Consider the following 18,601-nt stretch of genomic DNA (forward strand, 5'->3'; position numbering starts at 1 on the left):
CGCCCGGGCGGCTTCGGGAGATGCTCGACGGAATGCCTGTCTCCGAAGACGAGATGACCGACGTCAAATTCGCGTTGATAGCCATGCGATTGAATCGCGAGAAGCGCGTCGCAAAATTGGCTCGCATACAACGCCGGTACTGGCACGCAATACTGTAGATTTATTTCGCAAGTCGAGTAGAACTACGCAAGCCGGCGGCGTCCGGCGCAGCCATGCTTCCTTAAATGACCTCTCTGATGGGCTTGCCCGGCCCTACCGAACTAGCTGCACGCACTCCCGCTGACCGCGATCGAGCCATTGACGTCATCCGGATTACCGCACTGGTCGGGGTGGTCCTGGGACACACTGTGATGGCGATAAGTGTCATCCGCGACGGCGTGCTCATTTGGGACAACCTGCTGACCACATCGACGGTGTTCCAGGCGCTGACGTGGATCTTTCAGATCATGCCGCTGTTCTTCTTCGCCGGTGTCGCCGCGTGCGTGACGTCCTGGCACCCCGGAACCAACTGGGGCGGCTGGCTGATGAAGCGCTGCTCGAGGCTGTTCCGACCGGTGTTCTATTACCTCGCGTTCTGGGCCGTCGCGCTGCTCGCCCTCTATGGCGTCCTGCCGGAGCACGTCTACGAGCCCGTCGCCGGCATCAGCATTCAACTGCTCTGGTTTCTCGGTGCCTACGTGCTGGTACTGGCCGCCATCCCCGCATTGAGCCGGATCACCTCACCTACGCGGCTCGCCGCGGGAGTGGCGGTTGTCTACACATTGGTGGCCCTGGTCGACGCGGTTCGGCTGCAGTGGCCGGCCCTGGCGCCGCTCGGGTATCTCAACATGACGGCGTGGCTCATCCCCGGCATGTTCGGTGTGGCCTACCGGCGCGGATTGCTCAGTGGGCGTGCCGCGTTGGGCACGGCGGTGGCACTGTTTGCCGTCGACATATCGCTCATTCACTGGGGCCCTTACGAATTGAGCTTGGTGGGCATCGAGGGACAGCGCCTGACCAATATGAGCCCGCCGTCCCTGCTGTTGGCGGGCCACGCAATCGTCTTGAGTGCGTTGGCGATTGCGGCCGCGCCCACGATCAATCGATGGGCACAGCGACCGCGGGTGTGGTGGTGGACCGCGCTGGGCAACTCCGGAGCGATGACCTTGTATCTGTGGCACATGCCCGTGCTGTTGGGCGTGCACCTGATCTTCGACGGCCTCGGACATCCCCGCTTTCCCGGTCAGCCGGATTTCGTCGCGATCGGCGTCGTTCAGATCGCCATCATGGTCGCCATCATGGCCGTGTTGTTCGCGGTGCTGCGGCCATTGGAGAACAACGCCCTGCCGGGGTGGGACGGCGCTGCCGCTGTCACGTCGGTGCGGCGAGGCGCGGCAGTCGGCCTGCTGCTGTGCGTGGCGGGCGCCGCCATCCTGGCCTCGGTGAAGTGGGGCCTGAAGGACGACGGACTCGTCTGTGTCGCGGTGATGCTCGCTGCGCTGGTGTCCGCTCGGGCGCTGACCGCAGCAAGGTCACCCGCGCGGTAATCAGGCAGGCGGGTCCTCGTGCGCGGCCAGCAGCATCTGCAGCGTCTTACGCAGGTCGCGCAGGCGACGCTCGCCCAAGATCTGCTCCCAGCGCCGCTCCTGCTCCAACGCGCTCGAGCGCATGACGCGCAACGCTTGCCGACCTCGGGGCGTCAACTCGATGATCCGACTGCGGGCATCGGCGGGATTGGCGACACGAGTGACATAGCCGTATCGATCGAGCTCAGCCACACCTTGCGCCACCGCCTGCCGAGTCACACCGAGTCGCGCGGCCAACTCCGACGCATGAAGTCCGCCGGTCGCCAAAGGAACCAGCGCGACCGCCTGCGCGGGGCGGAGCCCGTCGAGTCCGGCTTCGGCGAATGCCGCTCGTAAACGCGGTCCTCCCGTCGCCGCCACCAGTTGCACCAAGGCGGGCACGGTCGGCTTCCACTCGGCATCTGGAAGACGTCGCATGCCTGCGAGTCTGCCATCTTCTAGTCAATTGACAAGTTACTTGTCAATTGACTGCTCCGATGTCACCATGAGTAGATGGCACCTGCGCGCTTCCGAGCCTGGCTGTTTCCGCTCCTCGCGGTTCTGCTGGCCGCGACAGGCGGGTGCTTCGGCGGCGGCCACGCGGTGGGCGATCCCGCAACTGGTCCGGTCCCGATCGGACGCTCTAGTCAGATCATCGAATGGGGCGGTATCAGCAGGAAATTCGACCTCTACCGCCCGCAGGGATTGGCCGGGCCCGCGGCCCTGGTGGTGATGATGCACGGCGGCTTCGGCAACAGCGCACAGGCCGAACGCAGCTATCACTGGGATGCCCAGGCCGACAAGGCCGACACCGGACATTTTCTGGTCATGTATCCCGATGGTCACCACCGGGCGTGGAACGCGGGGTCTTGCTGCGGCATGCCGCAGCAAGACAACATCGACGACGTCGGTTTCATCGCCGCCGCGGTGGCTGCGCTTGGCCGGCGCATCCCGATCGACCAGTCCCGCATCTACGCCACCGGCATGTCGAACGGGGCCATGATGGCACTCCGGTTGGCCTGTGAGACAGAGATGTTCGCCGCAGTCGCGCCTGTGGCGGGAACATTGGTGACCGATTGCTCGCGCGCACGGCCCACGTCGGTTCTACAAATCCATGGCACCGACGATCAGAGCGTCCCTTATAACGGCGGGCCGGGTAAGGCGCTGAAGTCCAACGGAACTCCCCGTGTCAACGGCCCTGGCATACCTGCGGTCGCCGCCACGTGGCGCGTGATCGATGGTTGCAGACCTCCGACGTCGACCACTGCCGGCGTCGTGACGACCGAAACCGCGGCATGCCCGAGTGGCCGTGCCGTCCAACTAATTTCGGTTGCTGGCGCCGGACACCAGTGGCCCGGCAGTGAGCGCGGCCCGCTCGCGGACTTGCTCGGTGCCGCGGAGCCGTCGAAAGCGCTCGACGCCACCGACACCGTCTGGCGCTTCTTCGGCCGGCACCACCGCTGACTCAGGGACGGCCGAAGGCGAGGGCGGGATCAACGCTCACCGCGCGCTTGAGTCCGGCAATGCTGGCCAGCAGGCCAATGGCACTGGCGATCGCCGGTAGCGCCAGATAGGCACGCCCCGGTATCACGACCGTCATGGGAAACAACGGCGCCAGCAGTTGGGCAAGAACTACGCCCACCACCGCGGCCAACAGCGAGACGATGAGCGCCTGCAGCGCGAGCCCCATCAGAATCGAATGGGTCGGCACGCCGATCGCCTTGTACACCGCAAAGTCCCGAAGTCGTTCCAGGGCAGACAGATACACCACCGACCCGACGATCAGCACCGCGACGATCCATAGCAGTAGGGCCACTATGGAAACCGAATTGACCGCAACCCGCAGCGGACGCAACAGGTCACTGACTCCGGCGCTTCGATCGACGAGCTGGTAGCCCGCGGGGAGTTGTTGCGGTGCACCTTTGATCCCGATGGACGTGATCGTGGGTTGCCCGTTGTAAGCGACTTCCTGCAAACCTTCGGTGGTCAGAAAGATGTTCGGCATCTTCGCCAGTGCGGTGGACCCCGGCACGATGCCGACGACCCGCAGGCGGTGCCCACCGACTTGCAAATCGTCACCGAGCTCGCGGTCCAAGGTGCTCGATACTGCGACCTCGGTAGGGCTTCTCGGAGCGCGACCCTCCGAAACGAGCGGCATGCCCGGCCCATGCTCCGGTGCGCCGAACGCGGTGGCGTTTCGGGTCGAAGAGCCTTCCGTGATCGTGGTCGCCGCCGTGGCCAACGGCGCCGCAGCCATGACGCCCGGCGCGGCGGACACCCGGTCGAAGTCGATTTGGGCAAAGGGACTCGCGCCGAGGAACGGGCCGGCCGCGCCGGACCTGACCACGAACGAGTCGACGCCCATGGAATCGACCGTCCGCTGCGCCTCAACGCGAAAGCCATTCGCGAGGCCGGTCAGCACGAGCGTCATCGCAAAGATCAACCCGGTGCTGATGATCGCGATGACCAGACGGCGCCTCCGCCACTGCATGTCGCGCAACGCCGCGAAAAGCATGGCAAGACGGTACCGCCGGGGTTCGGCCAGCGGCAGGGGCTGAAGTGTAGTTTTTCCGCGTTGACCCCGGCCGATGCCATGAGCATCACCAGCACCGCCGGGGTCACCCGGTGAACAGGTTGACCAGAAGTTGCAGGCGTTCGGAGTCATGACCGGGACGCAGCCGGCCGGTACGACCGAGGGTGACCAGTCCATGCAGGGCTGCCCACAGCACCTCGGTCAGCGCGTCCGCGTCCTGCTCGCCGCCGACGCGGCTGACCACCTCGCGTAGTTCGGCGAAGGCCGCCGTCAGCTCGGGTGGTGTGTCCTCGGCGGCGAAGCGCAACTTGGTTGCGCGAGCGAACATGGCGTCGTAGACGGCGGGGTTGCGGCGGGCGAAGTCGAGGTAGGCGTTGGCGATCCGGGCCAGGGCGTCGCCGGGGGTATCAGCACCCGGGCGCGCATCCCTGCTCACCTCGGCGAGCTCGCCGAACCCCTCGACGGCGACGGCATCGGCAAGTTGTTCCATGCCGGCGAAGTGCTTGTACAACACGGGCTGGCTGTATTCGATCTCGGCGGACAGCCGTCGCGTCGTGACAGCATCCCAGCCCTCATCCTCGGCCAGCTTGCGGGCTGTCGAGATGATCAACTGCCGACGTTCTGCCCGCTCCCGCTCGCGCCGGTCCCCGATGGCCATGCCGAATTATAGCGCAGCTAGAAAAACTAGCACCGCTATTGACGTGGCGCCGGCCGAGGGTTAGCGTTGCTAGCAGTTACCTCGGACGGAGTTGCCATGACCTTGGACCTCATCACCCGAACCGTCGCACTCATAGCGGTGTTGAGCACCGCGGTCGTTTACGGCACCGACGTGTTCGCGGCGATCGTGCTGCGACCGGCCTTGGCGGCCGTCGACGACCGTGCCCTGGTCGCGGTCATGGGCAGCGTGCACCGGTACGGCGACCGGCGAATGCCGGTGCCGGGGATCATCGGCACCCTGGCCACCGCGACAACAACGGCCCTGAACGCGGCGGCCGCGCACTGGGCGCAGTCGGTCGCGGCGGGCATTGCACTGGTTCTGCTGTTGGCCTGGATCGCGCTCTACACCCGGGTGAGCGCACCCATCAATCTGCGGCTGACCGCGGCCGCCGATGCCAACCAGTCCTTACCGAACGGACGTGTGCTGCAAGCAAAGTGGGATCACGTCATCGGTCCCCGCGCCGCGCTGCAAGGCCTGGCACTGGCCGCGCTGTGCGTGGGGTTGACGGTCTGATTCGCCGAGCCCGGACAGAAGGCGCGCCGATGTTTCAGCTCAGGATCTACACCCTAAGGTCGTCCGAAGCGCTGCAGCGGTACGCGACGGTGCACTGGGCCCGCCACCTGGCAACCTTCGAAGAGTTCGGCGTCACCACCCACGGCGTGTGGACCGAACGCGGCGCCGGTGCGAACCGCCTCGTCACGATGATCGGCTACCCGCCGGGCGCCGAGCCCGAGCGCGTCGCACGAGATGTCATGAACAGCCCGCAATTCGCCGCCGACATGGCTGGCTTCGACGTCGGCGAGATCATCGACGTTCAGACGATTTTCCTTGAGCCCACATCGTTTACGCCAATTCACCAGACCTCGGGAGGCGCGACATGACCACCACCATCGGCTACACACTCGCCGGACTCGTAGCCGCGGGCATCATATTCATCGGCGCTCGGTTCATCGTCGCGCCGCGCGTCGCCGCCGACGGCTATGGCGTGCCAGCGGATCTCGGCCAGCGGTCCGTCGGCGCCTATCTGGGCGTCAAAGGCATCCGCGACATAGCGTCGGGGCTGTTCGTCATCATTCTGCTGGCCGCGGGCGCTACGCACCTGCTCGGTTGGATCGTGTTGGCCGCCACGATAATTCCGTTCGCGGACACGGTCATCGTGCTCGTCAGCGGCGGATCCAAGTCGATCGCCTGGGGAGTTCACGGCCTTACCGCGGCGGTCATGCTGATCACTGCCGCCCTTTTGCTCACCTCATAAATGAGGGCATGGCTCGGGGCAAGAACTGGAGCGTTCAGTCGCCGGCAAGCTCGCGGTGCTCGATCAGGTCGCGCAGGCCACCCACACCGAGTCGCTCGCGAAATGCCGGTGCCGTATAGCCGACGGCCTTGGCATCGGTGCGAGCGCGCACCGTCGCCGAGCGCGGCATATGGAACAGCACACCCATCTCGCCGAAGTAGTCGCCCGGGCGGGCCACTTTCACCAATTCCTCACCGCCGTCGGCTAGTTCGTGCACGATGTCGAACTCGCCTTCGGTAACCACATAGATCAGCTCACCCATCGTGCTCTGCTCGAAGAGCACTTCGCCGGCCTTCAGTTCCACGGTCTCGGGCTCACGGTCCGTCTCCGCGAAGTCGGGTGTCAGCTCGACGACTCGGTCGGCCATCGGCAGCATCCGGCTGTCGTGGGTGGCGACCACGACGATGCGGTCGCCGTCGGCGAGTTCGCGGATCAACCGCAGCACCTCCTCGACCTGGATGAAGTCGAGATGCGCGGTGGGTTCGTCGGCAAGGATCAGCGGCGGATCCAGTGCGATGGCGCGTGCCACGGCGACACGCTGCTGTTGCCCGCCGCTCAGGTCGCCCGGCCGATGCTTCATCCGCTCTTGAAGATTGACGCGGGTGAGCAACTCCTCCGCGCGCTTGCGGGCCGCCGCGCGGGACCATCCGGCCGCGCGCAGCGGAACCATCACGTTCTCCAGCGCGGTCAGGCTCGGCACCAGGTTGAACGCCTGAAAGACGATGCCCACCTTGTCGCGTCGATACTTCGCCAGTGCACCGCCCTCGAGTGTGGTGATGTCGACGTCATCGAACTTGATGGCACCCGACTTCGGCCGCAGAATGCCGCCGAGACACGACAGCAGCGTGGTCTTCCCACACCCGCTGGGCCCCAACAGGATCACCAGTGACCCGGCGGTGACGTCGAGGTTCAATCCATTGATCGGCCGCAGCGCATAGCCACCGCTGTAGTACTCGACGACGAGGTTCTGGATGCTGAGATCGCCCACGGTTAAGGACCTCCGAAAGCCAGCGCGGGATCGACAGCCACCACACGCCTGAGCCCGGCGAGGCTGGCCAGCAGACCAATGACAGTTGCGACGACCGGTAATGCGAGGTAAGCACCCGCGGGCACGGCCACAATCATCGGGAATAGCGGCGCGAGCACTTGGGCAAGAGCCACGCCGACCACCGCAGCGAGCAGCGAGACGACGAGTGCCTGCAGCGCAAGTCCTCCCAGGATCGAGCGGGTCGTGGCGCCGATCGCCTTGAACACCGCGAAGTCACGCAACCGTTCCAGCGCCGAGAGGTACACCACCGATCCGACGATCAGCACCGCGACGATCCACAGCAGCACGGCGACGATCTTGATCGAATTCACCGCGACATTGAGTGGCCGCACCAACTCGTCGACGGCGGCGCTGCGACTGTAGCCCTGGTAGCCCTCCGGCAAGTGTTGCGGCGAGCCCTTGATTCCGATCGAAGTGATCAGCGGTTGCCCGTTGTACCCGAGTTGCTGCAGACCCTTGGTCGTCAGAAAGATGTTGGGAATCTTGGCCATTGCGGTGGAGTTGGGCACGATGCCGACGATCCGCAACGTGTGCGTCCCCACTTCGATCTTGTCGCCGATCTTCCGGCCCACGGTGCTGGACGCCGCCACCTCGTCAGGCGCGGACGGCACCCGCCCTTCCGATACCTGTGGCATGCCGGGTCCGCGTTCGGGCGCTCCGAAGGCGGTGACGTTGCGCGTCCCGCTGCCGTCCTTCATGAGCGTGCCGAGGCAGGCCAAGGGGGCCGCCGCCGCGACGCCGGGATCTGCCTGCACCCGGGCCAGGTCGGTGTCGGGGAACGGAATGGAACCAAGGAACGGTCCCGCCGCGCCCGTCTTGACGACGAACAGGTCGACACCCATTGAGTCCACGGTGTTCCTGGCCTCGACGCGAAACCCGTTGGCCAGCCCGGTGAGAACGAGCGTCATGCCGAAGATCAGTCCGGTACTGACGATCGTGATTGCGAGGCGGCGCTTCCGCCATTGCATGTCACGCAGGGCGGCAAAGAGCATCATGAGAATGTACCAACGGGTAACCCGTCGAATGCAAGGTTGTCTTCGATTTAGGTAGCTTAGGAAGCTAACCGATCACGGCACCACTTCCCTTGCGGTGAGAATTTCACTCGGACAATTGGGGGACAGCGATTTCCGCCGCGGAGTGCATCCGCTCATCCGGTCGTCGGTCACGTCGTTGATCACCGTTACCGCGGGCAACGATGTTCGGGGTATGCGCTACGAACTCGGGATGGATTTCACCAACCACGGGTTACATACGTGAATATCCCAAGTGGCCATGCCGCTTTCTGAATTGCACCAGACACTTCCGCGCGTGTAATCGCCGGGACGATATCGACGAGCAGCGCAGCAAATTCGAATAGCTCACCCTTCGCCCCGGTCTGTCGCTGTGGCTTTGGTGGGCCACACCGCCATGCGATCGATGAGCCGATCACGCAGGACAAGGGTGTGGAAGAGAACCGCGCACACGTGCGCGGTGAAGGTCAGGAAAAGCAGGAAAGCAAGCACACCGTGCGTCTTGTGAAGCACCGCGTACAGGTCGACGTTGTGCGGCGCGATGCCGGGTAGTCGAACCGGGCCGATCAGAATCACCATTGGATATCTCGCCGCCGACAGCATGGCCCATCCGACCAGGGGCTGGGCCAGCAACAGTCCGTACAGCAGGTATTCCGACCAGCTGGCGATGCGCCGCTCGACGCGGCTCATGGTCGCCAGGAACGGCGGCAGCCGGTGGGTGAGCCGGTTGATCAACCGCACCACCGCGAAGACCAGGATCAACATACCCAACGGCCGGTGGATCGCCAGCAGCAGCGGGTAGTAGCTCAAGGATGCGACCATGGTTACGCCGATCAGCAGCTGCGCGATGACCATGGGCGCCATGAGCCAGTGCAGGATCCGGGACGGCAGGGCGAAGCGTGGCGCGGCCGTATCCGTCATGCGAGCACCCGCGCGACGTCGACTTCACTGGGCGACTTGTCCTCCTCGGCGCGGCGGGTGAAAGAATGTGCGTACACGGCCGATCGGGCACTCAAGAGCGGATCGTCCGAGCGGCTGATGCCGTCGGGCAGCACCAGCGGATCGAAGTTGATGTCGCGAGCGTTGCCGGCTGCCTCGGTCTGCACGGCCGTGATGGTGATGGCGCCGGCGTCGACCGTCCTGCGCGACTTCGGCCAGGGCTTGGTGGCGTCGGTGGTTGGATCTCCGGACTCGCCGACCGTGAGCACCAGGCGCCACGTGAGAGGGCGACGGGCCAGGATTCGAATCAGGTCGTCGAACAGATAGTCCTTACCGCGCCCCTGGGTCGGGTGCGGCGGCGCGGTGACTTGCTGTTCGGGAACCTGTTGCGGAACCGCCGACCAGCGCACCGGAACCCGCACACCGCCGCTGTTGGTGAAGTAGAAGGCGTTCAATCCGTGGAAGGTGCTGTCGGCGAATCCGGTCGTGGGCGGGTGCGCCTTGATGATCTTCATCGCGGCGACCGTCTCTGGATGCCGGTCGAGGAATGCGGCCAATTTGTCCGGGTCGGGCTTGCCGGTATCGGGTAGTGGCTTGGACGCGAGCAGACGGTCATAGAAGCCCTGCGGGGTGCTGTCGGTGAAGACAGGAAGGTTGATCATCGCCGTGCGCCATTGCTGGCCGTCCGCGGCCTGAAACAACAGGCCGAGTCCGCGCACGGTGTCCGGCTTGTCGGCCTGATCGGGTAGACCACCGCCTAATGAGAAGCGGCCGATCAGCGGCACGCTCCCCTTTTGAAAGATCGAGGCGCGGCAGATGGCCGCGCCGGCGCCGTTACTGGCGAAGGTCCCCGTCGCACTGAGGCCTTTGGCGTGGTTGCGACGAAACCCGTCGTGGTGACCGTAGACGCGCTCGAATCGATCGGCGAATCCCGATGGAGTCAGCGACTCCGGGTCTGTCCACCGATTGAGCCATCCGCCGGCATAGGCGAATCCGCCTGCGTCGACCGCGGCGAAGCCGGCCACTGCTCCCAGGCCCAGCAGCGCACCCCGTCGAGACAGGAGGTCGCGGGCGAAGGGCCACCGGTCGCGGCGGGTCTGGCTCTCCTGCAGCTCGTCGTCATCGTGGGGCTCCACGCGCACCGTCCTTCCGCCGCCGGTCCGACGCCGGTCTCAGACACCCGCCCAGCACTACGGCGCTGCACCGAAATCGGTTCAAGTTTGCCCGGTCAGCGCCCACCCGCAGGCGCGGGCATGACCCGCTTAGAGCAGGGAAGAATTTGTTTGCGCGAAGGCTGCCATTTCCCCATGCCAGCGTTCTAGAATCCCCGCTTGTGACCCCGTCCAACTCGTGGGGCGACGAACGAAGAAATCTCTCGCATCAGCTACCGGTGCGCGGACAGATCCTTGGGCGGCGGCAGGCCAGGCGGCTGTGCCGGCGGTTCGCCTGCGTCGGGGTGCACACCCAACCGAGACGCCTGCAAGAGTTGCTGGCAGGTGCCCCAGCCGCCGAGCGCGAGTTGACCAACGTCAATTTCGCGATCATCGCCACTCACCTTTGCCGAGAACAGCGCAGCGCCAAGATCAAGCGGATGAAACGCCGGGGCACCCGCGCACTGATGTTCGCCGGCCTGCTCCTGGTTGTGCTCAACTTTCTGTTCTGCCTCGCCTACCTGTTCGTGGACCTGACCCAGCAGGCATCACCTCTGTAGGACCTCGCTGAATGCTCGTTTCGGGTGCCCATGTGACACGCGCGAACGGCCACCCTGGACCTGAGCTGCGACAGCGCCCGTTACACGTTTTAGGATGTAATACGACTCGGCGTCGCTGCTTTCCGCTTTTTGCCGCGCACGATCGAGCCGAACTGCCGATTCTCAATCGGCTGGTAACGGCGTAGAGGTTGAAGAAACAGCCTCGGGCTTAGCAGCGATTGTCTGATTACCGGGGTGGCTCCCCCCGAGGACGGATGTGAGATACGACATGGTCGACCAACCCGGCGATCCAATTGATCGAACCGTATTTGAGGTAAGCCAATACCAGGCTGATGACGCAGTGGTGGTCGCCGTCTCTGGCGAAGTGGACATGCTCAGTGCGCCACAGTTGGCGGACGCAATCCGCAACGCGCTGGCGACCACGCCTCCGGCGCTGATCGTTGATCTGTCGAAAGTTGAATTCCTTGCTTCGGCCGGCATGACGGTCCTTGTTTCCGCACATGCCGAGGCCGTCCCACCAACGCAGTTTGCGGTGGTCGCAGATGGCCCAGCAACCAGCCGACCGATCAAACTCACGGGGATCGACTCCGTTTTCCCGCTCTACCGCACCCTGGATAGTGCGCTGAGCGGCATCGCTGGTGCGTAGCGCCAAGCCGGCCTGCGCTAACTGATCACCGGATACCACCACCGGATATGACGTCCAACATTGACGATCGATTTCGCTTTGTGCGACGGCGGATTGCCGCCGATCCGCACAGCGCGTCTCGCACGCGTGTCGAATTCCGCCGTTGGCTCGACCGTCATTTCACGCTCGGTGCCGAACGTTTCAGTGATCTACTGCTTGCGGTGAGCGAAGCCCTTTCCAACGCCGCCGAATTTGCTTACGCCGGCTCGACGCAACGAGGCACGATGGACGTCAGCGCGAATTATGACGTTGATTCCGACACCCTCGCCGTGACCGTCAGCGATCACGGCCGCTGGCGTCAAACCGTTCCCGCACAAGCCACCGCGACGTGCGATTACCAGGTGCGTGGACGCGGAATCCCGCTGATGCGGGCACTCGCCGACGAGACGACGATCGACCCGACACCGCACGGAACCAACGTCAAGCTGACCTGGAATCACTTCACGCGACCGCGCGTCTGAAGACCGTAGATTATTTACGCTCCTAGGCGTAGCGTAATAACACGTCCCAGCCCAGCCTTGCCGCCCGGCCGACTACGGGTATCGATGGCCATCGCTCCCCGTCGAGTTCCTGGCCCATGGCGACCAACATGGTTCAGAGGTGGTCATGTTCGACCTGAAAATCATCGGAGGCACTGTCGTCGACGGCACCGGCGCGGAACGCTACCGCGCGGACATCGGCATCAAGAACGGCAAGATCGTCGACGTCGTCCGCCGCGGCCCAGCCGGCCCAGGTTCGGGATCCGGTTTGGAGTCCGCCGAGTCGGCCGAGACGATCGACGCCGCCGGGAAGGTGGTGGCACCCGGGTTCGTCGATATCCACACTCACTACGACGGCCAGGTGAGCTGGGACAGCACGCTGCAACCCTCGAGCGGTCACGGGGTCACGACCGTGGTCACCGGCAACTGCGGCGTTGGGTTCGCACCAGTGCGCCCCGGCACCGAGGACTGGCTGATCAGTTTGATGGAAGGCGTCGAGGACATTCCCGGAACGGCGCTGACCGAAGGCATCACCTGGGGGTGGGAGACATATCCGGAATACCTCGACGCCATCGATAAGCAGCGGTTCTCCATCGACGTGGGCAGTCAGGTCGCCCACGGCGCGATCCGCGCCTATGCGATGGGCGACCGGGGCGCCCGCAACGAGCCGGCTACCGAGGATGACATCAAGGCGATGGGTCGTTTGGTCACTGAGGCGATCGAGGCCGGTGCCCTCGGGTTCTCGACATCGCGCACGCTGGGCCACCGCGCCATGGACGGAGAGCCGGTGCCCGGCACCTTCGCCGCCGAGGACGAACTCTTCGGCCTCGGCCGCGCCATGGCCGCCGGCGGTCAGGCCGTCTTCGAGCTGGCCCCGCAGGGTTCCGCGGGCGAGGACATCATCGCGCCCAAGAAAGAACTGGATTGGATGCGACGGTTGAGCGCCGAGATCGACCGGCCGGTGTCGTTCGCGCTCATCCAGGTCGACGCCGATCCCAAGCTGTGGCGCGAGATGCTGGACCTCTCCGCGGCCGCACACGAGGAGGGCGCACGCCTGCATCCGCAGATCGCGGCACGCCCGTTCGGCATGATGATCGGCTTCCAGGGACACCACGGCTTCAGCCACCGACCCACGTATCGGCGCCTGAAGGCCGAGTGCAGCCGGGAAGAATTGGCGCAGCGCCTGGCCGATCCGGCCGTCAAGTCCGCGATCCTGGCCGAGGACGACTTACCGGTCGACCCGACGTTGTTGTTCGACGGGATGTTCGCCCTGGTGCAGCACTCACTGCACCGCCTGTACGCATTGGGCGACCCGCCGGACTACGAGCCCACCCCCGACCGAACCGTCCAGGCGATCGCACAGGCACGCGGCGAGGACCCCTTGTCGACTCTCTATGACCTCATGCTGCAGCGCGACGCCAGCGCCATGCTGATGCTGCCGCTGTTCAACTACGCCGACGGAAACCACGATGCGATCCGGGAAATGCTGCTGCACCCGGCCGGCGTGCTCGGCCTGTCCGACGGCGGTGCGCACTGCGGAATGATCTGCGACGCTTCGTATCCCACTTTCTTGCTGACGCACTGGGCACGTGACCGGCAGCGCGGCGACAAACTGTCGCTGGAGTACGTGATCCGCAAGCAGTCTCGCGATACCGCGCACCTGTTCGGCCTCACCGACCGTGGCACCATCGAACCGGGTAAGAAGGCGGACATCAACGTCATCGACATGGACGCCCTGACCCTGCACCCGGCCGCGATGGCGTGGGACCTGCCGGCCGGCGGAAACCGAATCCTGCAGAGCGCCAGCGGGTACGCGGCGACCATCGTGAGTGGGACCGTCACCCGGCGCAACGACGTAGACACCGGGGCTCGGCCCGGACGGCTGGTGCGCGGCGCGCGTTGAGATGAGTAGCTCGCTGGCCGCCGGCAATCCGGCACGTTCTCGCGATGAGGACGCCATCGGCACCCCACCCGCCGGCCCTACGCTGGTCCCGGCCGAACGTTACTACTCGCCCGCGTTCGCCGCGCTGGAAATCCAGCGGATGTGGCCCAAGGTGTGGCAGGTAGCGTGCATGGTCGACCACGTGGCCGAGCCGGGCGACTACTTCGAATACCGTTGCGGGCCTTACGGGGTGCTGATTGTTCGTGGTGATGACGGCGTGTTGCGCGCGTTCCAGAACGCCTGCCGGCACCGAGGGAACTCACTGTGTGTGGGCTCCGGTTCGGGGCTGCGTGAGCTCAAGTGCGGTTACCACGGTTGGACCTGGGACCTGGCCGGGGTACTGAAGCGGGTACCCAATCGCAAAGGATTCGGTTCGCTGCGCATGTCGGACTTCCCGTTGGTGCCAGCGCAAGTCGATGTATGGGAGGGCTTGGTCTTCGTCAATCTCGACCTCAACGCGATGCCGCTGGTCGATTACCTGGACGCCGTCCCGGACGACATCGCCTGGTGTCGGCTGAGCGACTTCCGTTGCTACGCAACGCTTACCGTGGAGGTCGAGGCCAACTGGAAGACGATTGCCGACGGGTACAGCGAAACCTACCACATTCAGACGTTGCATCCGGAGTTGCTCCGCTGCGTTGACGACATTCATGCCCCGCAACGGATTTGGGTTCACGCCGGCAAGTCCGACCAGCCGTACGGCGTGCCGAGTCCCCGGTTCGACGGCACGCTGAGCGACGAAGAAGTCTGGGATGCCTACGTTTACACCCAGGGCGCCCTCATGGGCGCTCCCGAGGGTGCCCCTTTCCCCGCCGCGGAAAGGCAGCCCGGGCAGACCGTCCAGGACTTGATCGCCAAGCGCACCCGCGAGTTCGCGGCCAGCCGCGGTGTCGACCTGAGTTGGGCCGACACCGACCGCATCACCCGGCTGCACCAGTACAACGTGTTTCCGAACATGACGTTGCTGGCCAACGCGGACCACTTGACCATCATGTGCTCGCGGCCGGGCCCCGACCCCGATCACGGGGAAATGGTGATGTTTCTGATGACGCGCATGCCCCCCGGCGCGCCGCGCAACAAGCCCACCGACGTGCGGGTGTCCGCGGCCGAAGCCGAACCGGGCATCGTTCTGACCCAGGACATCCGGGTGCTCCCCGGCCTACAACGCGGCTTGCATCAGCCCGGTTTCACCCACCTCGTGCTGTCCGGCGAGGAGCGTCGTGTGATCAACATGCATCGCAACCTCGAGCGCTATCTCGACCTGCCGGAGACTGAGCGGATGATCTCCCCTTCTTAGCGTCGCAAGCGTGTGGCGCCGTCGGCTACGCGGGCGCGTGGTCGGCGCAGTCGACGCGTAGATCCGCGACCGTCATCGGCAAGTCGTACAACCCGCAGTGATAGGTCCTGTTTTCGGTTCCGGTGGCTATCAGCTGTACGCAGTTGCTGCAGGCACGCACGACCGGGAGCAGCTGCGCATCATGAAGTTTCGAGATGACCAGCAGCAACGTGTCGAGGAGCTGTTCGGCCTCCGCGCGACTCAATTTCGATGTCGCGATCTCTGCGGGCGCGGTCCACCGGGCCAGTTCGGACGCTGTTCTGCGACCGGCCTGGGTCAACACCAGATCGTGCCGCCGGCGGTCGTTCGGATCTTGGCTGCGGACCACCAACCCTTTGCGGACCAGGGCGGCGATCGCATCGCTGACCGTGGGCTCGGAGACGTTGAGTTCGCGAGCCAGTGTCCTGCTGCGTGCTACCGGCGGTGGCCCGACAAACAGCCAATTGAGCACCCGCATCTGCGTGCTCGACAGATCGTGGCTTTCCGCCGCCCGCCGGGCCAGCACGTGCAGCGCGTCGCCGACTCGATCCAGCGCTGCGACGATCTTCGAGTCAAGGCTATGGTGACGTGCGGTTTCGGGTTTCAGGGCACGACCTCATTCGGTTTGCCGGACGTCGGCAACAGGTCCTCGACTGCGCCCGGATACGCGACGTCACTGGCCGGGCGATCGCCGGTGCCCGTCATTGCCATCCCTTCCCCGCACCCATGCCGTGCGTTTGCTGACCGCAGACGCACCCATCGGATCGTAACCACCGCGAGTTCGTGTCCGGACAGTGCGAATCAGCTTGATCCTAACCATTAGGAGTCCTTTGGATTCGTCGCATCATGAAGATGTTCGCGTCATCAACGCAGCTCCAAGCGGCACACACCGCAGCCCATGACGGACAAGGACGACTGATGCCCAAACTTTCCCGAAGTGACTGGTACGACCTGGCTCGCGACACCAACTGGACCTTCCGCTACGTCACCGAGGACGAGGTGTTTCCTGAGGAGCTCTCGGGCACGCACCGCGTCTCCACCGACGGATGGCTCAAATGGGACGAGCCCTACAAAGTCGGTTACCGCGAGTACGTACACAACCAGGTCACCAAAGACACCACGACCTACTCGTTGAAGAACGCCATCGGCCGCTCCAAGCTGTTCGACCAGCTGGACCCGGGCTGGAAATCGGTGATCGTCGCCCACTACGGCGCGATCACGATGCCCGAATATCTGGCCTCCATAGGCGAGGCCCGGATGGGCCGCTTCGGCCGTGCGGCCGCCTGGCGCAACACCGCCACCTTCGGCACCCTCGACGAGATCCGCCACGGTCAGATCCAGGCCTTCTTCCCGTACGGCCTGCTCGACAAGGAACCTCGTGGTGACTGGGCGCTCAAGGCGTTCCACACCAACAACTGGATCATCCTCGCGGTGCGCTACCTGTTCGACGACATGTTCGTCGCCAACGACGCGTTGTCCATCGCGTTGCAGCTGACCTTCACGTTGGAGACGGGCTTCACCAACCTGCAATTCCTCGGCATGGCCGCCGACGCCATCGACGTCGGCGACCTGGAGTTCGGGGCCCTGATCAGCTCCATCCAGACCGACGAGGCACGCCACGCTCAGCAGGGCGAGCCCACCATCAAGGTCCTCATCGACAACGGTGAAGCCGAGTGGGGCCAGTTCCTCATCGACCACATGTTCTGGCGCTCGTGGCGCATCTTCGCGCTGCTGACCGGCCTGTCGATGGACTACTACACCCCGCTGGAAAGCCGCCGGATGAGCTTCAAAGAGTTCATCGAAGACTGGGTGGTCAAGCAGTTCGCCGACCAGTTCCGTGACTACGGACTCGAATTCCCCTGGTACTGGGAGGAATTCATCAACGAACTGACCTGGTATCACCACGCCATCCACTTGGGCGTGTGGTACTACCGCCCGACCGTGTGGTGGAACCCCGATGCCGGCGTTTCCGAGGAAGAGCGGTTGTGGCTGGAGAAGAAGTACCCCGGCTGGAACCGTGATTTCGGCAAGAACTGGGACGTCATCATCGAGAACATCCGCAACGGCGATGTCGCGGCGACCTTCCCGGAGACGGTGCCGATCACCTGCAACCTGTGCCAGCTGCCGATCGTGCGTGCCGCCGGCGTGACCGTTGGGGCGCACTCGGACCCGACACCGCCGTCACACGTGCACAACGGCCGCAAGTACCTGTTCTGCTCGGAGCCGTGCAAGTGGATTTTCACCCAGCGCCCCGACCGGTTCGCCGGGCACCAGGCGTTGCTCGACCGCATCCTTTCCGGCGAAATCAGCCCACCCGATCTGGGCACCATCCTGGAGTACTTCGGTCTTTCACCCGAGGAGCAAGGCCAGGATGCCGACAACTACGCATGGGCGTTCAATGGTTCGACCAACGGATCGAAGGGTTAAGACGATGGCATTGCTTCCCCTTACCGCTTTGTTCGAAGGCGACGTAATGGAACTGCTCGTCCCCGTCGACGACGCCGACACCGTTGCGGCGGTGACCGCGTCGATCGCCCATCACGTCGTCGGACACCGCGTCGCCAAGCGGGATGCTCCGATCCGGTTGCGGCACAACGGTGTCGTGCTGGATCCGAACATCGGCATCACGGAGGCCGGTGTCGGGCCACTGGATCACGTCGAGGCCTTCTATGACTAGTGCGACCACCTGGACGCCGGTCGCCACCCTTGACGACCTGTGGGAAGGCGAGGTGGCGGAGTTCTACGTCGGCGACCGGCCGATCCTGCTCGCCCACCTGCGCAGCGGAGAAATACGCGCCTTCGACGGCCTATGTCCGCACGCCGGCTTCCCGTTGGCCGACGGAGAGGTCGAGAACAACATCCTGACTTGCTCCGCCCACAGTTGGGAGTTCGATCTCGACACCGGCGCCGGCGTGAACCCCGCCAACTGTCAATTGCAAAGCCACCCAGTACGCATTGACGGCGACCAGATCAACATATCGCTCACCGAAGGAGACCCCCGATGACCGCTGCAGCCGAACGAGACAAGCTCGTCGGTCCCGTGGTTCGCGGCTTCGACCCCGACATCGTCGCGGCGGTCATCGAAGCCGCGCAAGTCGATAACCCCGACGTCGACCTCACCATCGACGACCATGCCGGATACGTGCGCATCCACGCCCCCCGATTCCTGCGCATCACTCGGGCGAGCCTGGAATCCGCTGCGGGCCAGGACTTCCCGCTGGCCACCCTGGAACCGGCGCTGTCGGGATTCGCCGGCCGGATCCGGTACATCGGCGACGACGAACTGCACTGGTACCTGGACCGAGAGGACTCTCAATGAAGATGTCAAGCCGCCGACTGTGTGATTGGGGGTGAGTCGGGTTGCCAGGTGCGGTTGTCACGGA

General features: G+C 64.7%; 23 protein-coding genes. 15 read left to right on the top strand and 8 right to left on the bottom strand.

All coding sequences use genetic code 11. The features are described 5' to 3' along the window. Positions 1-224 precede the first annotated feature (224 nt). Entirely contained in the window at positions 225-1,526 is a 1,302-nt protein-coding gene (locus BST27_RS01985; protein WP_069417815.1) for an acyltransferase family protein, read from the top strand. On the opposite strand, the gene BST27_RS01990 is transcribed toward BST27_RS01985, so the two are convergent. Next, a complete protein-coding gene (locus BST27_RS01990) occupies positions 1,527-1,982 on the bottom strand; it encodes a MarR family winged helix-turn-helix transcriptional regulator (protein WP_069417816.1) in 456 nt (151 codons plus the stop codon). Positions 1,983-2,057: 75 nt separating this feature from the next. On the opposite strand from BST27_RS01990, the gene BST27_RS01995 reads away from it, so the two are divergent. Then, complete coding sequence (locus BST27_RS01995) at positions 2,058-3,008, top strand: extracellular catalytic domain type 1 short-chain-length polyhydroxyalkanoate depolymerase (protein WP_069417817.1); 951 nt, start codon at positions 2,058-2,060, stop codon at positions 3,006-3,008. A gap of 1 nt (position 3,009) precedes the next feature. On the opposite strand, the gene BST27_RS02000 is transcribed toward BST27_RS01995, so the two are convergent. Together BST27_RS02000 and BST27_RS02005 are read right to left on the bottom strand one after the other, a co-directional pair. Beyond that, a complete protein-coding gene (locus BST27_RS02000) occupies positions 3,010-4,059 on the bottom strand; it encodes an ABC transporter permease (protein ID WP_069417818.1) in 1,050 nt (349 codons plus the stop codon). Positions 4,060-4,162: 103 nt separating this feature from the next. After that, positions 4,163-4,735, bottom strand: coding sequence for a TetR/AcrR family transcriptional regulator (locus BST27_RS02005; RefSeq protein WP_069417819.1), 573 nt, complete (start codon positions 4,733-4,735; stop codon positions 4,163-4,165). A gap of 96 nt (positions 4,736-4,831) precedes the next feature. Between BST27_RS02005 and BST27_RS02010 the strand changes: the two genes are divergently transcribed. From BST27_RS02010 to BST27_RS02020, 3 genes are read left to right on the top strand one after another with little or no spacing between them, the layout of a single operon-like run. Then, positions 4,832-5,308: a DUF1772 domain-containing protein gene (locus BST27_RS02010; protein ID WP_069417820.1), complete on the top strand. Its 477-nt coding sequence runs from the start codon at positions 4,832-4,834 to the stop codon at positions 5,306-5,308. 29 nt (positions 5,309-5,337) lie between these two features. Next, complete coding sequence (locus BST27_RS02015) at positions 5,338-5,676, top strand: NIPSNAP family protein (RefSeq protein ID WP_069417821.1); 339 nt, start codon at positions 5,338-5,340, stop codon at positions 5,674-5,676. Continuing rightward, positions 5,673-6,050: a DUF4267 domain-containing protein gene (locus tag BST27_RS02020; RefSeq protein ID WP_069417822.1), complete on the top strand. Its 378-nt coding sequence runs from the start codon at positions 5,673-5,675 to the stop codon at positions 6,048-6,050. Before BST27_RS02015 ends, BST27_RS02020 begins: the two co-directional genes overlap by 4 nt. 34 nt (positions 6,051-6,084) lie before the next feature. Here BST27_RS02020 and BST27_RS02025 read toward each other — a convergent pair whose 3' ends face one another. Further along, the gene (locus tag BST27_RS02025) at positions 6,085-7,077 is read right to left on the bottom strand and encodes an ABC transporter ATP-binding protein (RefSeq protein ID WP_069417823.1); all 993 of its coding nucleotides are present in this window, start codon (positions 7,075-7,077) and stop codon (positions 6,085-6,087) included. A gap of 2 nt (positions 7,078-7,079) precedes the next feature. Next, entirely contained in the window at positions 7,080-8,129 is a 1,050-nt protein-coding gene (locus BST27_RS02030; RefSeq protein WP_069417862.1) for an ABC transporter permease, read from the bottom strand. Between the two features lie 118 nt (positions 8,130-8,247). Here BST27_RS02030 and BST27_RS32270 point away from each other — a divergent pair, with 118 nt between their 5' ends. Further along, a complete protein-coding gene (locus tag BST27_RS32270; RefSeq protein ID WP_156789249.1) occupies positions 8,248-8,394 on the top strand; it encodes a hypothetical protein in 147 nt (48 codons plus the stop codon). Between the two features lie 101 nt (positions 8,395-8,495). Here the strand turns inward: BST27_RS32270 and BST27_RS02035 are convergent, their stop codons facing one another. Both BST27_RS02035 and BST27_RS02040 read right to left on the bottom strand, forming a co-directional pair. Next, on the bottom strand, positions 8,496-9,068 hold the full coding sequence (locus tag BST27_RS02035; RefSeq protein WP_069417824.1) for a cytochrome b: 573 nt from the start codon (positions 9,066-9,068) through the stop codon (positions 8,496-8,498). Then, a complete protein-coding gene (locus tag BST27_RS02040; protein WP_276014427.1) occupies positions 9,065-10,198 on the bottom strand; it encodes a catalase family peroxidase in 1,134 nt (377 codons plus the stop codon). The genes BST27_RS02035 and BST27_RS02040 overlap by 4 nt, the downstream gene beginning before the upstream one ends. A gap of 221 nt (positions 10,199-10,419) precedes the next feature. Here BST27_RS02040 and BST27_RS02045 point away from each other — a divergent pair, with 221 nt between their 5' ends. From BST27_RS02045 to BST27_RS02065, 5 genes are all read left to right on the top strand, one after another. Beyond that, on the top strand, positions 10,420-10,797 hold the full coding sequence (locus BST27_RS02045; protein WP_079220097.1) for a hypothetical protein: 378 nt from the start codon (positions 10,420-10,422) through the stop codon (positions 10,795-10,797). A gap of 268 nt (positions 10,798-11,065) precedes the next feature. Next, positions 11,066-11,443 carry an STAS domain-containing protein gene (locus BST27_RS02050; protein WP_069417865.1) on the top strand — a complete coding sequence of 126 codons (378 nt, stop codon included), beginning with the start codon at positions 11,066-11,068 and terminating at the stop codon, positions 11,441-11,443. A 47-nt stretch (positions 11,444-11,490) separates the two neighbouring features. Next, on the top strand, positions 11,491-11,943 hold the full coding sequence (locus BST27_RS02055) for an ATP-binding protein (protein ID WP_069417825.1): 453 nt from the start codon (positions 11,491-11,493) through the stop codon (positions 11,941-11,943). 145 nt (positions 11,944-12,088) lie between these two features. Then, positions 12,089-13,864 carry an N-acyl-D-amino-acid deacylase family protein gene (locus BST27_RS02060; RefSeq protein ID WP_069417866.1) on the top strand — a complete coding sequence of 592 codons (1,776 nt, stop codon included), beginning with the start codon at positions 12,089-12,091 and terminating at the stop codon, positions 13,862-13,864. A gap of 1 nt (position 13,865) precedes the next feature. Next, on the top strand, positions 13,866-15,200 hold the full coding sequence (locus tag BST27_RS02065) for an aromatic ring-hydroxylating oxygenase subunit alpha (protein ID WP_069417826.1): 1,335 nt from the start codon (positions 13,866-13,868) through the stop codon (positions 15,198-15,200). A 25-nt stretch (positions 15,201-15,225) separates the two neighbouring features. Here BST27_RS02065 and BST27_RS02070 read toward each other — a convergent pair whose 3' ends face one another. Further along, the gene (locus BST27_RS02070; protein WP_079220098.1) at positions 15,226-15,744 is read right to left on the bottom strand and encodes a MarR family winged helix-turn-helix transcriptional regulator; all 519 of its coding nucleotides are present in this window, start codon (positions 15,742-15,744) and stop codon (positions 15,226-15,228) included. A 392-nt stretch (positions 15,745-16,136) separates the two neighbouring features. Between BST27_RS02070 and BST27_RS02075 the strand changes: the two genes are divergently transcribed. The 4 genes from BST27_RS02075 to BST27_RS02090 are packed head-to-tail and all read left to right on the top strand — an operon-like array spanning position 16,137 to position 18,537. Then, positions 16,137-17,645, top strand: coding sequence for a YHS domain-containing protein (locus BST27_RS02075; RefSeq protein WP_069417868.1), 1,509 nt, complete (start codon positions 16,137-16,139; stop codon positions 17,643-17,645). A 4-nt stretch (positions 17,646-17,649) separates the two neighbouring features. Beyond that, positions 17,650-17,895: a toluene-4-monooxygenase system B family protein gene (locus BST27_RS02080; RefSeq protein ID WP_069417827.1), complete on the top strand. Its 246-nt coding sequence runs from the start codon at positions 17,650-17,652 to the stop codon at positions 17,893-17,895. Continuing rightward, positions 17,888-18,223: a Rieske 2Fe-2S domain-containing protein gene (locus tag BST27_RS02085; protein ID WP_069417828.1), complete on the top strand. Its 336-nt coding sequence runs from the start codon at positions 17,888-17,890 to the stop codon at positions 18,221-18,223. Before BST27_RS02080 ends, BST27_RS02085 begins: the two co-directional genes overlap by 8 nt. Then, the gene (locus tag BST27_RS02090; protein ID WP_069417829.1) at positions 18,220-18,537 is read left to right on the top strand and encodes an MmoB/DmpM family protein; all 318 of its coding nucleotides are present in this window, start codon (positions 18,220-18,222) and stop codon (positions 18,535-18,537) included. Before BST27_RS02085 ends, BST27_RS02090 begins: the two co-directional genes overlap by 4 nt. Positions 18,538-18,601: the final 64 nt, after the last annotated feature.

This window comes from Mycobacterium intermedium, from assembly GCF_002086275.1.
GTDB classification, from domain to species: Bacteria; Actinomycetota; Actinomycetes; order Mycobacteriales; family Mycobacteriaceae; genus Mycobacterium; species Mycobacterium intermedium.